The sequence below is a fragment of the Streptococcus oralis subsp. dentisani genome (genome assembly GCF_002860905.1).
In the GTDB taxonomy this organism is placed as follows: domain Bacteria; phylum Bacillota; class Bacilli; order Lactobacillales; family Streptococcaceae; genus Streptococcus; species Streptococcus oralis_BA.
In genome coordinates this window covers 261415-274210 of the sequence record NZ_PKIG01000002.1, presented here as the reverse complement: position 1 = coordinate 274210, position 12796 = coordinate 261415, and the positions used below count along the sequence as shown (strand labels likewise).

Annotated in this window: 14 protein-coding genes and 1 pseudogene; 1 reads left to right on the top strand and 14 read right to left on the bottom strand. The window is 35.1% G+C overall.

Annotated elements, in window-relative coordinates:
- Window position 1: 1 nt before the first annotated feature.
- From CYK16_RS04395 to CYK16_RS04340, 12 genes and pseudogenes are all read right to left on the bottom strand, one after another.
- Window positions 2–781 carry a ribonuclease HII gene (locus CYK16_RS04395; RefSeq protein WP_101776698.1) on the bottom strand — a complete coding sequence of 260 codons (780 nt, stop codon included), beginning with the start codon at window positions 779–781 and terminating at the stop codon, window positions 2–4.
- Window positions 768–1619, bottom strand: coding sequence for a ribosome biogenesis GTPase YlqF (ylqF, locus tag CYK16_RS04390; RefSeq protein ID WP_060805525.1), 852 nt, complete (start codon window positions 1617–1619; stop codon window positions 768–770). The genes CYK16_RS04395 and ylqF overlap by 14 nt, the downstream gene beginning before the upstream one ends.
- Before the next feature lie 296 nt (window positions 1620–1915).
- Window positions 1916–2632, bottom strand: coding sequence for an alpha/beta hydrolase (locus CYK16_RS04385; RefSeq protein WP_060805526.1), 717 nt, complete (start codon window positions 2630–2632; stop codon window positions 1916–1918).
- Between the two features lie 3 nt (window positions 2633–2635).
- Window positions 2636–2947 (bottom strand): hypothetical protein, encoded by a 312-nt coding sequence (locus CYK16_RS04380; protein ID WP_000420558.1) that lies wholly within the window; start codon window positions 2945–2947, stop codon window positions 2636–2638.
- 119 nt (window positions 2948–3066) lie between these two features.
- Window positions 3067–4809 carry a glycoside hydrolase family 13 protein gene (locus CYK16_RS04375; RefSeq protein ID WP_060805527.1) on the bottom strand — a complete coding sequence of 581 codons (1743 nt, stop codon included), beginning with the start codon at window positions 4807–4809 and terminating at the stop codon, window positions 3067–3069.
- A gap of 162 nt (window positions 4810–4971) precedes the next feature.
- Window positions 4972–5856, bottom strand: a complete 885-nt coding sequence (locus CYK16_RS04370; protein ID WP_060805528.1) for a diacylglycerol/lipid kinase family protein — start codon at window positions 5854–5856, stop codon at window positions 4972–4974.
- A gap of 111 nt (window positions 5857–5967) precedes the next feature.
- Complete coding sequence (locus CYK16_RS04365) at window positions 5968–6150, bottom strand: hydrolase (protein WP_060805529.1); 183 nt, start codon at window positions 6148–6150, stop codon at window positions 5968–5970.
- On the bottom strand, window positions 6140–6757 hold the full coding sequence (locus CYK16_RS04360; protein WP_060805530.1) for an SAP domain-containing protein: 618 nt from the start codon (window positions 6755–6757) through the stop codon (window positions 6140–6142). Before CYK16_RS04360 ends, CYK16_RS04365 begins: the two co-directional genes overlap by 11 nt.
- A gap of 176 nt (window positions 6758–6933) precedes the next feature.
- Complete coding sequence (locus CYK16_RS04355; RefSeq protein WP_060805531.1) at window positions 6934–7551, bottom strand: hypothetical protein; 618 nt, start codon at window positions 7549–7551, stop codon at window positions 6934–6936.
- A 131-nt stretch (window positions 7552–7682) separates the two neighbouring features.
- A pseudogene (locus CYK16_RS04350) lies at window positions 7683–7836 on the bottom strand (ATP-grasp domain-containing protein); the annotation flags it as partial.
- Between the two features lie 270 nt (window positions 7837–8106).
- A complete protein-coding gene (locus CYK16_RS04345) occupies window positions 8107–9447 on the bottom strand; it encodes a hypothetical protein (protein WP_060805532.1) in 1341 nt (446 codons plus the stop codon).
- A 2-nt stretch (window positions 9448–9449) separates the two neighbouring features.
- On the bottom strand, window positions 9450–9974 hold the full coding sequence (locus CYK16_RS04340) for a hypothetical protein (RefSeq protein WP_000031285.1): 525 nt from the start codon (window positions 9972–9974) through the stop codon (window positions 9450–9452).
- A gap of 104 nt (window positions 9975–10078) precedes the next feature.
- Between CYK16_RS04340 and CYK16_RS04335 the strand changes: the two genes are divergently transcribed.
- Window positions 10079–11215, top strand: a complete 1137-nt coding sequence (locus CYK16_RS04335) for an IS3 family transposase (RefSeq protein ID WP_101776751.1) — start codon at window positions 10079–10081, stop codon at window positions 11213–11215.
- Here the strand turns inward: CYK16_RS04335 and CYK16_RS04330 are convergent.
- Complete coding sequence (locus CYK16_RS04330) at window positions 11210–12013, bottom strand: hypothetical protein (protein WP_101776697.1); 804 nt, start codon at window positions 12011–12013, stop codon at window positions 11210–11212. The genes CYK16_RS04335 and CYK16_RS04330 overlap by 6 nt on opposite strands.
- Window positions 12006–12491 (bottom strand): Panacea domain-containing protein, encoded by a 486-nt coding sequence (locus tag CYK16_RS04325; protein WP_060805534.1) that lies wholly within the window; start codon window positions 12489–12491, stop codon window positions 12006–12008. Before CYK16_RS04325 ends, CYK16_RS04330 begins: the two co-directional genes overlap by 8 nt.
- Between the last annotated feature and the right edge of the window lie 305 nt (window positions 12492–12796).

Below are 12796 nucleotides of genomic sequence, written 5' to 3'. Positions count from 1 at the left end.
CTTAACTTTCTTTTTCTCCTGAAACCAGCGATTTAATGGGTTCAAAGCTGGTTCGATGAATTGGGGTAACTCCTAGTTTTTCGAGTCCTTCCAGGTGTTTAGCTGTTCCATATCCTGCATTAGCAGCGAAATCATAGCCAGGGAACTGCTGGTCGTATTCCTTCATCAATTCATCACGTGTCACCTTGGCTACTATAGAAGCCGCTGCAATCGAGAGGGAATTGGCATCTCCTTTGATGATAGATGTTTGTGAAATGGGCAAGTCCAGTTTCATGGCATCTATCAAAAGGTGCTCTGGTTGAGGACTGAGCTGGAAGATTGCTTCCTGCATGGCCAGTTTGGTTGCTTCATAGATATTGACTTGGTCGATGACCTGATTATCCATGATACCAATGCCGATTGACAAGGCATGGTCTTGAACGGCTTGATAAATTTCTAAATGTTTCTTTTTAGGAATTTTCTTGCTGTCGTTGAGACCTTTAATCTTACAATTTTTAGGCAAGATAACAGCTGCAGCGACTACAGGTCCAGCCAAAGGACCACGACCGACCTCATCAACACCAGCAATTAAGGTCAATCCTTGCTTGTAAAGTTCTTTTTCATAGGAAAGCATGGATTCCAAACGAAGTTCCTCATCCAATTCTGCCTGAATGGCTTTTTTACGCTTGCTGATTTCTTTTTGAACTCCTGAGCGATTATCCTTTTCAAGATCTAGAAAAATAGGGCTATCAAGGTCCTTGACCGTTTTAAGGAGTTCTTTGATTTCTTTAATCGTCGCCATCGAGGTCTTCCAATGTATCTAAGGTATAGTTACCGAGTTTGCCGTCGCGGACTTCCTTCACAAAGAGACTGTAAAAGCGGTCATAGTCGTCACGGAAACCGAGGGCGCGGGTCATATCCATAATAATAACTGGCGCTTCTTCCTCAATTTTCATTTGTTTGAAGCGTTCAGCCAACTTTTCTGGATAATGTTCTTTGAAATAATTGAGACCAAAAATAGTTACCTCATCCATAGGAAGCAACTGGTCTTTGATAGCCCCTGTCAAGGCCAGTTTCAATGCTACAGTTTCATCCTCAAACTTAGGCCAAAGAATCCCCGGTGTATCCAAGATTTCCAGGTCTTTATTGGTTTTGAGCCATTGTTGTCCCTTGGTAACACCTGGTTTATTGCCGACAACAGCAATTTTCTTACCAGCCAAACGGTTCATGAGAGTAGATTTGCCAGCATTTGGAATCCCGATAATCATGGTACGCAAGGTTTCAATTTTTATCCCACGTTCTCTCTGGCGAGCAATCTTATCAGCCATGAGCTTTTTGGCCGCATCTGTTACAACTTTTACAGTTACTTGTTCTTTGGAGTTGATAGCCAGAGTCTGAATTCCTTGTGATTCAAAATACTGACGCCATTCCTTGGTTATTGCTGGATCAGCCAAGTCTGCCTTATTTAAAATCAAGAGTTTTGGTTTGTCACCAACAATTTTGGTCAACATAGGATTTTGACTAGATAGAGGTAAGCGTGCATCCACCAAAATCGTCACAAAATCAACAAATTTTAAATTTTCCTGGACCTGTCGACGCGCTTTAGACATGTGACCAGGAAACCATTGAATAGTAGCCATTGAGTTTTTTTCCTTTCGTAGCAAGGGTTTAGAGCCCCTATTTTATTTTACTATCGTTTGAACATAGAGAGTTTTCACATGAATGGTGTTCAAACAGTTCTTATTTAATTACATAGAAATCTACTTTATATTATATCATGCCTTCTCTATTTTGTCCGATGATAGCCCTTTAAGCTCCCTGAATAGAAAAAGAAAGGACGAAATATGTCCTTTCTAGATCTTAGCTGACTTCAACCTACTACAGTTGACAAAGAGCCCAAATTAATTTGATATTCCTAATCAATTTGTTCAATATCCTAGTGAGTATAAGAGAACCACTCATTAATTAGACTAGCGATTTCTTTAGGTGCTTCAGTATAAAGCTCATGGCCAAAGTTCTCTAGAAGAATAGTATCAAAATAGTCTGGCAATTCTTTTAGGGCTTCCTCTCTCCATATAGCTTCATTAGGATAGCGAGGACTAATAAACAAGGTATTTCTCACTTCTCTCTTAAAAGCTTGTATTTTCCTCCGTAGGCGGAGTATCGCTTCTATATTTTCATAATTTATAGCCAACTCATATCTATTATACTTCGCATTCCAGTGATAGGACTGTCTTACAGCTTTCTCCATATTTTTTGACCAATGCTTTGCTTCAGATTTCTCTTTGGAAATAAGAACATCTAAGTCCGAAACAACTTGAGATTCAATATAGTTTTTAGTTTCCTCTAATTCCGCATCTAAAGTTAAAATCTTACCTAAATCTAGATAGCCACCATCCAAAAGAATCAGTTTTGTCACTTCATAAAATTCCGATGCAAGATAACGCGCCAAATCTCCTCCAAGAGAATGACCTATCAGACAGATAGATTCCTCCTCTACAATCTCATTTTTAAACCATGATTTCAATTCTGTTTCATCTCGAAGATGCTTTTTATATGGATTTAGAAAGTAAACCTGCGAATCTAGTTCTTGAAGAAAATCCTTGCTATGATAGACATTGCTTCCCAAACCGCCAATAAAATATATTTTCATTCTCTACTTAATACTATGCTTGTTCATCTTTTGTTCAAAGATAGTCGTGATAATCTGACGTAATTCTTCGCGTTCTTTTTCTGGGATCTCACCACTTGTTTGGGCTACAGCGTATAGTTCAGGGTGTTCAATTGAAATACGTTTAATAGTACGTGTCGTAGCATGTTTTCTGACGAAAAATGGGATTCGCTTAATCAAGTCTTGTGGTACTAGTGCAAGAATCTTCTCAGCAGTTTCCTTGTCACTAATCTTAGACGTCGTAAGCCCCTTCTTAATCATTTCCTGTTCTTTTTCTGTAAAATCTTTTAATTCCATTCGATTAATCCTCCTATTTTCTTTAAGTTAAATTATATACCAATTGTAGCAAGACGACAAATAGTCTGTTTGTAAAATGTTCTCTATACTACAACTTTCCTGTCACTCTTAATTGCTCTTTAATGAAAAATCACAAATCCATTAGGAGAGATCACAAGCTGATTTTCCAATTCTTTACAATTGCTTGCTAGTGCTACTGCTTCTTTCTCTAAAATACAATCTTCTGTTGATTGGTTAAAGATTGCTTTAAGGACCTGTCCTTCGTATTTCCACTCCAAGGCAACTACATCTTGTTTGATTTCTTGGAGGCTATACTTGCCATGCTGAATGGTTGATGATGCTTGTTTTCTAATATTAATCAGCTGCTTCATGAAATTCAGCATATCATTGTCACTTGATACACGTTCCCAAGGCATACAACGTCGACAATCTGGGTCTGGTCCTCCGGTTAAAGCTAGCTCGGTTCCGTAATAGATGCAGGGTGTTCCCTTTTGTAAAAAGAGAAAGGCTAGGGCTGATTTGACCAGTTGAACATCCTTATTGGCCGTCCACAAGATTCGCTCTGTATCATGAGAATCTAAGAGATTAAACATAACCTCTGAAATCTGCTGCTTGTAATACATAGATTGGCCATTGATTTCATCGATGAATTGGTCAGTCTTCTTAAGTCCTCGTAAGAAATAGTCCTTGATGCTATCAGATAAAGGATAATTCATGACGGCATGGAACTCATCGCCATTTAGCCAAGGCTGAGCCGTATGCCAGACTTCTCCAAGGATATAAAGATCAGGCCTTTTAGCTAGAACTGCCTTGCGAAAATCCCTCCAAAACTGATGGTCAATCTCATTAGCCACATCTAAACGCCAAGCATCGATATCAAACTCTTCAATCCAATAAGTCGCAACCTTTAAAAGATACTCCTTGACCTCTGGATTGGCTGTATTTAACTTAGGCATATAGTCCTCGAAACCAAAAGCGTGATAAGGTAGCTCCCTCCTATTGGCTAGCTTTTCAGTCGTCACTGGGAATTGTTGAATATGGAACCAATCTTTGTAAGCAGACTCCTCACCATTTTTGACAACATCTTGCCATTGAGGAGATTGCGAACCAATATGGTTAAATACAGCATCCAGCATGATTTTCATGCCACGCTGATGAGCTTGCTCGACCAGTTCCCGAAAGGTCTCCTTGTCCCCAAAATGACGGTCAATTTCAAAGTAATCCGTCGTATTGTACTTGTGATTGCTCGTAGATTCAAAGATAGGACAAAGATAAAGTCCAGTAATTCCCAAGTCTTGCAAGTAATCCAGATGGTCAATAATCCCCTGTAAATCACCACCAAAGAAATCATCACTCTGAGGTGTGATAGATGAATCCCAGTCTAAAGTCCCTTCTGGGTTTAATCGAGCATTTCCATTGGCAAATCTCTCAGGAAATATCTGATACCATACCGTATCTGAAACCCAGTCAGGAATCTGGCATGCATCAATTTCATGAAGATAGGACAACTTAAATCCATTTCCAATAGCATGAAGATTTTCTAGAGAATTGTCCACGCACCCTTTATCGCCATACAAAATACTTTGACCTTCTGTATTCTTGAGTTCAAAGAGATACTGGATACGTGCAAAGTCAACGGACACTTCAACCTGCCAATAATCAAAGATGGCATCAGAAGTTATCTTGGACATTTCTTTTGTACCTTGATAAAACTCCTCCATAAAGATAAAAGGGTCCCCATAATGCAAGATAATGCTTTCAATATCCCCTTTCTTAGTTCGAATCCGAATATGAAGTTTCTTATCCTTGTAAAGATAGGCATACTCTGACTCAGGCCTATGGTAAATAGCACTTAATTCCATTAATTTGTCTCCTAAAGTATTCATTCAAATTTTACGCAAACGTTTTCAAAATCAATAAATCCAGTATACTATTTTTGTAAACTATTTGCAAGGAATGTCCGTTCTTAAAGGAACTATCTTTTTAAGTATACAAAAAGCCTTAAAAAAGGCTTTATCTATATACTATTCCTCTTTCGGTTTTGAAAACACTTCTACTCGTTGAGCTAGGACTTTGATTTCTACAGGTAGGTTATCCGATTTATCGCCGTCAACATCCGACTCCAATTCACTATCTGAAGAGATCTTAATATTACGCGCTTTGATATACTCGATATTATCATTTGCGACAACATCCCCTTTTAATAAATCAGGAATGACGGATAATTTGGAGAATATAGAAGCATCTTTCAGAATCAAAATGTTGGCATAGCCATCTTTGTTTTCTTCAAAGATTTTTTTGTCAGCAAAGTAATTTGTCAAGAGAACCAAAACATGGCTAGCTTCACCAACATAATTTCCATTTTCCGTCTCCACCTTAATGTTGAAGACTTGATCCGTCATAACAGACTTCATGGTATTTACAGCATAGGCAAGAATACCAAATTTTGTCTTATCTTCAATTTCAACGTTGTGAATCGCCTCAGGTAGAGAACCGATACTAAAGATATAACCAAAATAATTGTCATTCGCTTTTCCGATATCAATCTTATTGGTTAAGTTGAAATCCAGTTCATCAATCGCGCCATCAATGTCTTGATTGATTGCCAACAGTTTCGTAATGAGGTTACCCGTACCCCCAGGGATAATACCCAACTTAGGAATGTAGTCTCTCTCAGCAATACCGGAAATGACTTCGTTGACAGTCCCATCTCCACCAAAAACAACCACTGCATCGTACTGCTCACGTGAAGCCTCTTCAGCAAAATGTGTTGCATCCAGAGCTTTTTCGGTAATTTTGGTTTCTACGTGCTCAAAATATTCTTTTACTTTATTCTCCAGCTTTTCTTTGTAATCCAAAGCCTTCTCGCCACCAGAAGTAGGGTTGATAATTACCATTGCCTTTTTCATTAATTTTCTCCTTAATATTCATAAGAAATGTTTATATTTTATCATACGCATCTAACTATACCCTCATTATACAATGAAAATACAGAAAACAGAAATATGACGTACTGGAGATTAATACGCTTTTATTCTATTTTCCCATCTAATGACTACATCCTTTAAGGATTCATCCAAGTAAGAAATGGTCTTATCCTTTATCCAATCAGGAATACCATAAGCTGCCTCTGCTATGCTACCAGTGATTGCTGCGAGAGTATCACTGTCGCCACCAAGTGAGATGGAGTTTCTACTTATCATACTCTTTTATTTTATCAGCATATTCAGTCAAAAGATTCTTTGAATAACTTTTTTCATTACTTGAATTTCTAACTTCTTTCCAAAGAGTTGAAGCTACTTTTAATTTATTGGAGTAGTTACGACTATTTTCGTCTGCACAGAAATCCTTTAAAAATTGGTTCCATTGACAAACCGAATGATCATACTTAGCATAATCTGAATTTCCATAATAGACTTTTAGCATATCTTGGATTGTAAAACTCAAATCATTTTCTCTTTTTACTTTTCTCCAAGCTGTAGCCATATCAGCAGTAAATTTAAATGGCGAAACATCTGTTAAAGTTGAGAAATATTCTCTAAAGTGAGTGTTAAAGGAAAATCCACATTCAAGTAAGGGCGTATTTAAGGTAACGACTTCTACTCGTTTCTTTTTCCTTTTTATTGATGATTTTTTAATCAAATTACCCTTAAAGTACTGCTCAATAATATGATTGAGTTCTTGTTTGGTACCTCTATATTCAAGTCCTAATGACTTGCATATCTGAGAAAGCTCATCACGATACCAATAGTACTTATTAAATTCATCAAAGGATACGATTTTATCAAACTCAGGTCGGCTCTCTATCAATATTTTCCCTCCTTCCTCAAAAACAATTTTGGATTACATCTTAAAAGAGTGAAATTTTACTACCTTTGTAAGGAAGAAATAAGCAAGATTTTAAACCAGATTTTTCATAAGATTATAAATTTAACTTATGTGTTTACTTTTTTATAAATAAAGACATATAGGCTTACAGATAAGCTTTAATCAATCTTCTCAAGATCTTTTTTAATATTTTCTCCTTGTCTTATCCTATCTGCTTTACCTCTTCGAATAGCACCTAGCAAATAAGTTAAATAATGATCTAACTCATTGTAGTATATATGACCTATTTCATTTTTTTCAACGTAAAACCATTCAATATCATAATCATAATTCTGATTGTTCTGGTTCAGATATTCAAAATAATTCCATCCATCGTCCGTATAAGGTTTTTTGTGAGATTCTGGCTCTGACTCATAAGAGCAAGGAAAACGTTTCTTATATTCCTCTGTTAACCAACTTCTAGTTTTACCGTCATTTTCAAGGAAATTTTCAAGGAGTTCTTTACAATCTTCCTTCGTTTTTGGTATCGCTTTTAAATAGTTTGATATTGGTTCGGAAGATATTAATTTGTTTTCTCTCATTTTATGTCTGAGATATAATATTAGTTCAATTGTTGCTGGATCATCACCGTATGTACCACATTTTATATTATTATCTCTATTTTCTATTACTTTTTTATATAATGGTTCAATCTCTTTCAAACAATCTTTTCCGAAGATTTTTTCAATATATCCTTTAAATTTTTTTTCCACTTTCTTTTCATCTTTATTTTCCATATTAAGCCTTACTTTCTTTTTTAGTTAAATAATTGAATGATCAATTTTTTTATTATCTTAGTCAAACTAGTTTTATGAAAATTGATTTAGTTTAAAACAGATAACCCATAAGCTATAGGTGAATTTTTTCAACATGATATTGCTTCATCAATGAGACTTACATCAAAACGTGCATGATAACTAACCTGTATAGGGTCTTACATCTAATACTTGAGCATCTAACACAAAACACCGCCATTCTGCTATGAATTCTACAACTTCACTAATATTATATCTATAACAGAAAATTTTTTCCTTATTACTTTTTGTTCAAAGATTCCAGTATTTCTCTATAACCTTCGTAGAAACGGTCTCTTGTAACTACCTCGCCAGGATATTTTTTTCAAGAAGTAAGAATATATCATTTGGATTAATTCCTTCATTTGGTACAGTGGGCTACATAACCTCATTTCACCTTTACTTGAAAATTTTAAAAATGTTCCATATATTGGAATCATTGACAATAGATTGTATAGACTTTTTTTCATTGTTTTCCTTTTATCTAAGTTTATTAATTTAATCAAATATAACTAACCTATCATTACTGAAGTTATTAAAGGTAAGATTTACTTTTTCATAAACTTCCTGAGTTTCCTTATAAATCTTATCCGAAACATATGAAGCTCTCAATTCGGATTTCTCAATAAGTACCCACTTTAACTGAGAGTATGAATATTTTGCAAAAGTAATCCATTGTGCGTAATTTATTATCATAGGATTTTTTGTAAAGTAGATTTTCCCTGCATTAGCAGATGCGGCTATAGAATGTCCAATGAATAGCATCGTATGTAATTTGGGGTGTTTCTCTCTATCCAACGAAAAAGGAATAGAATTTTTTATTGAATGTCCTTCGTTGATTTTCTTAAGGGCGTATCCAATTCTTATTATAACTTCAATAATCATTGTGGAAATAGCCATACTACTAAAATGAATGAAATCATAGCCTTCGTAATACATTCCTTGTACTATTTCTGCTATCGTTTGATTCTCGTCACCAATTTTTCCAAACTGAAGCAAATTAAATAATCCCATCAATGGTGCAGGTAATCCCATTGATGTCGTAATATCAGATTTAAAATGAATTATCTGCTTTGCTATTGCTGCAAAAATATCACTTTCTTTTCTATCTGTGTAATTATCCATAAATTGAGATACTATTTTCCCAGTTTTATCAATAGTAGTCATCTTACCATTTAGAATATCACATACACCAATTACTAAACCAAGAAAGGGATCATGTCCAAGAGATAACAATCTATGATAATATGCAGATAGTCCATTAACATTTACTTTAGTATGACGATTATCTTGAGCATCAAAAGGGACTTTACTAACCTTTGAATTTGCCAACTTTTCCATTTCTTCTTCAGGAAATCGTTTATTAAACCAGTCTCTTACATAATTAGATAAAGGGCCACCTTTTAAACCATTCGGAGTTTTCTCAGGTATTCCAATTAAAAGAATATCAACAATCGCAGCTAATATACCAGCTCCTGCACAAATCGATATATCAATTTTATCAAGTTTATGAATGTTGTTAAAATCATCCTTCAATGATTGAAATTCTTCATTTGTGAAGAGTGCATCTAGTTCATTCATTGAACCCACTTCGCACTCCGCTTTTATTACTAAGTCTTCCCATTTAGGTACAACGATAGTTTGTTTTTTAGTTTCGGTATCTAGTATTGGTAAATCAGACAGAGTATAGCCTAGCTCTCTCAATAATTTTTCACTTTCCTCTATACGTTCTTCTGCAATAGACATATCGGGTCTGTTTATTAAATCTAACTCTTTGGTTTGATGAGTTAAAATATTATTGAATTTTTGTTCTTCATCAGAATAAATGAATTTACTCATTGTTAATCCCCTAAATCGTTTTTCAAATCTTTAATTGCTTGAGTTAGGAGGATATTTAAACTCTGTAAATAATCTAGGCGTTCCTTATCAGCATCTGCCTCAGTTTTCAGAGCTTGTATAATAGCTTCATGTTTTTGTAATGCTTCTTTATATAACCGTTCTTTTTCCTGTTTAAGTTGTTTATTTTTTAGATTAGAAGCTAATAATATACCGCCTCCGGCTAATACAACGACTGGAGCAGCCATTACAAACACTCCAGCTACCATACCACCTCCAACGACACCGCCAATAGCTGCAAGACCTGAAGTAATGCCAGCCGCTGATAACCCTACAGTACCTAAACCATAAAGAGCTGCGAATGAACCTATCCCACCAATACCTGCCCCCAATGCACCAGCTAACACTTCTGGAATTGGACTCTCTCTTATTGTACGTGTTTTATCATTAAGAGCTGCCGCTGCTTCATTAATTATGTTTACAACTTGTTGTAGTGATTCTACATTTTGAAATACTGCTTCTTTACTCATAAAAAATCCTCAATCTTTTATTATTTTAATTATACCATGTATAAATTGAAAAACTGCAACATAAAAGTTAGACAGAAAAAATCTAACTTTTGGGGTGTTTTATTATGAAATTGAGTTATGAGTATATAGTTCAAATCTATGAACTTAGAAAGCTAGGTCAAAGATTCAAGCAGCTTTCAAAAAGATTTGATTTAGATGTTTCTGGGTTAAGATACATGATGAAATTAATTGACCGTTATGGGATAAAAATCGTCAAGAAAGGTAAGAATTGTTATTATTCTCCAGAACTAAAAAAAGAAATGATTGATAAGGTCTTACTTGAAGGAGGAAAAAGAAAAACGGAAATTGTTCAAGGATTTGTAACAGAGTTTTCTTTAGATATTCTTCTAAAGATTATTAAGCTTGCCCGTTCGACCTATTATTACCACTTAAAACATCTAGGGCAAACGGATAAGGATCAGGAACTTGAAGCTGTAATTCAGGCCATTTATTGTGAGCATAAGGACAAATATGGCTATCGTCGGATCCACTTAGAACTAAGGAATCGTGGCTTTGTGATGAATCATAAGAAGGTCCAACGTATGATGAAAATCCTTGGTTTAAGTGCTCGAATTCGTCGGAAACGAAAGTATTCTTCTTACCAAGGAGAGATTGGCAAGAAAGCGGACAATCTTATTCAACGTCAATTTGAAGCAACCAAACCAATGGAAAAGTGCTATACGGATGTAACAGAGTTTGCCATTCCAAATAGCACGCAGAAATTGTATTTATCGCCTGTTTTAGATGGCTTTAACAGCGAAATTATTGCTTTTAATCTTTCTTGTTCTCCTAATTTAGAACAAGTAAAAACGATGTTGGAACAGGCCTTCACAGAAAAACACTACGAGAATACGATTCTCCATAGTGACCAAGGTTGGCAATACCAACACGATTCTTATCATCGGTTCCTAGAGAGTAAGGGAATTCAAGCATCTATGTCACGTAAGGGAAATAGTCCAGATAACGGCATGATGGAATCCTTCTTTGGTATTCTTAAGTCTGAGATGTTTTATGGATATGAGAAGAATTTTAGGTCTTTAGAAGACCTTGAAGAAGCTATTGTAGACTATATTGATTACTACAACAATAAACGAATTAAGGTAAAACTAAAAGGACTTAGCCCTGTACAATACAGAACTGAATCCTTTCAATTATTATTTTTTCTAACTTTTTGGGGTCAGTACATAGACGAATGGTTATGATTTACTCCAAGGTAAAAACTGAGAAATAAAGTCTCGAATCTGGTTTGCATTGAGTGTCCATGAAATCACAATAATTATAGCAATAGCTAAACATGCAATATTCAACGCCTTAATATTAAAGAGCTTTGCATCCTTCTCGTTAATTGTAAAAATAAATTTTACCAAAATATATATTTCATTAATAAGAACAAATGCCAAGAAATCAACTACCAGCAGTAGTCTAAATACGCTTACCACAGAAATATTCTGCAGAACGGATGTTGAAAATGTTATTCCTCCAACAAATGCCAATACAATTGCGGCGAATATCCCAAGTATGGAGATATATTCTTTTTCAACACCTTTTATTTGCTTTTGTAGGTTCTCTTTTGCCTCTTCAATACTATTAGCAAAAATATTATTAACGTTTTCAATCTGATGTAATGCCAGCTGAAAATGGTCGTAAATCTTTACAATCATCTTCTTACAGTCATCATTTACATCATTTTTATCATCAAGTGAATAAAGCAACAACTTTTCTAAATTTGTAGCAAAAATCCCTCGTTCTGACATTTCCAACGCATAGGCATAATTACTTATCTCCGAATAAAGAATTCTGTCTAACTTATTACTTAATAAAATATATGATTCTATATTTCTGACTGTTTTCTTTGGGTCATACTTCTGAGTCTCTAGAGTCAACGCTCGGCATATACCGTTAATTTGTCTTTTGGTGTTTGTAAATTTTTTTGACTGCTCCAGCGTCATTATTGTATTATCTGTCGTTCGGAACAATAGATCCAAATTATCATCATTCATAAAAATACTCCATTATTGACCCAATTGTTATCTCCTTATTCTGATATGGAGCGTATGCATTAATCCATGGCGACTGTCTGTGCGTCAATGACACAAGGTCTGTCGCTGAATAATCTGCAAATTTATCTACGACTTTATCAATAAGAGATTTATCATCATCTGAAATTGCTGTGTCCTCAAATTCAACTCTTTTAGAATTCCAAACATTATCTTCATCAAACATAATAAAAGATTCTATCGTAGGAATATCTCCACTTCCATACTGTTTATATTCATGGTATGCTTCTGGCACAACTGGTCCAAAATCCCATGCTTCAATTTTCTCATCAAAACAAGGAGTGTGGTCTTTCTTTTTTGTCAGAAAATAAGCCTGAATAAAATAAAGTACCTTCTGAAGTTTTAAATTTGAGATGCCATAGTCGTGCTCATTGCTATAATTAATAACATGGCGACATACATCTAAAACTTTATAGCTCATTGTCTCAACCTCCTTCCTTTATAACTAATTATTATATCACTATTTATATGTTTTGGGTGAACTTTTTAAAAATTTTATTGTCATCTATTCCACTACCAAGGCTGACACTTAGTATCGAGTGGCTTGAACTGCGGTCAGGCTTGCTATCCAAATCAATGCCACAACTCCTGACATCTAATCCACAGCCTAAACCCTACCACTCATTTTTTAAGCCTCGACAAATTCACTTAGTAGATATATTTACATATAAGAAAACCGAGCTTTTCGTAAGGTTTCTCTGATGATGCCAACCTTACAAAAAGCCA

What these genes read in the sequence shown, in the direction of transcription:
- CYK16_RS04365 (WP_060805529.1), bottom strand. Translation starts at nt 6,150, where the DNA reads ATGATAAGTAGAAACTCCATCTCACTTGGTGGCGACAGTGATACTCTC.
- CYK16_RS04370 (WP_060805528.1), bottom strand. Translation starts at nt 5,856, where the DNA reads ATGAAAAAGGCAATGGTAATTATCAACCCTACTTCTGGTGGCGAGAAG.
- CYK16_RS04335 (WP_101776751.1), top strand. Translation starts at nt 10,079, where the DNA reads ATGAAATTGAGTTATGAGTATATAGTTCAAATCTATGAACTTAGAAAG.
- CYK16_RS04380 (WP_000420558.1), bottom strand. Translation starts at nt 2,947, where the DNA reads ATGGAATTAAAAGATTTTACAGAAAAAGAACAGGAAATGATTAAGAAG.
- CYK16_RS04330 (WP_101776697.1), bottom strand. Translation starts at nt 12,013, where the DNA reads ATGAATGATGATAATTTGGATCTATTGTTCCGAACGACAGATAATACA.
- CYK16_RS04345 (WP_060805532.1), bottom strand. Translation starts at nt 9,447, where the DNA reads ATGAGTAAATTCATTTATTCTGATGAAGAACAAAAATTCAATAATATT.
- CYK16_RS04385 (WP_060805526.1), bottom strand. Translation starts at nt 2,632, where the DNA reads ATGAAAATATATTTTATTGGCGGTTTGGGAAGCAATGTCTATCATAGC.
- CYK16_RS04395 (WP_101776698.1), bottom strand. Translation starts at nt 781, where the DNA reads ATGGCGACGATTAAAGAAATCAAAGAACTCCTTAAAACGGTCAAGGAC.
- CYK16_RS04325 (WP_060805534.1), bottom strand. Translation starts at nt 12,491, where the DNA reads ATGAGCTATAAAGTTTTAGATGTATGTCGCCATGTTATTAATTATAGC.
- CYK16_RS04355 (WP_060805531.1), bottom strand. Translation starts at nt 7,551, where the DNA reads ATGGAAAATAAAGATGAAAAGAAAGTGGAAAAAAAATTTAAAGGATAT.
- CYK16_RS04375 (WP_060805527.1), bottom strand. Translation starts at nt 4,809, where the DNA reads ATGGAATTAAGTGCTATTTACCATAGGCCTGAGTCAGAGTATGCCTAT.
- CYK16_RS04340 (WP_000031285.1), bottom strand. Translation starts at nt 9,974, where the DNA reads ATGAGTAAAGAAGCAGTATTTCAAAATGTAGAATCACTACAACAAGTT.
- ylqF (WP_060805525.1), bottom strand. Translation starts at nt 1,619, where the DNA reads ATGGCTACTATTCAATGGTTTCCTGGTCACATGTCTAAAGCGCGTCGA.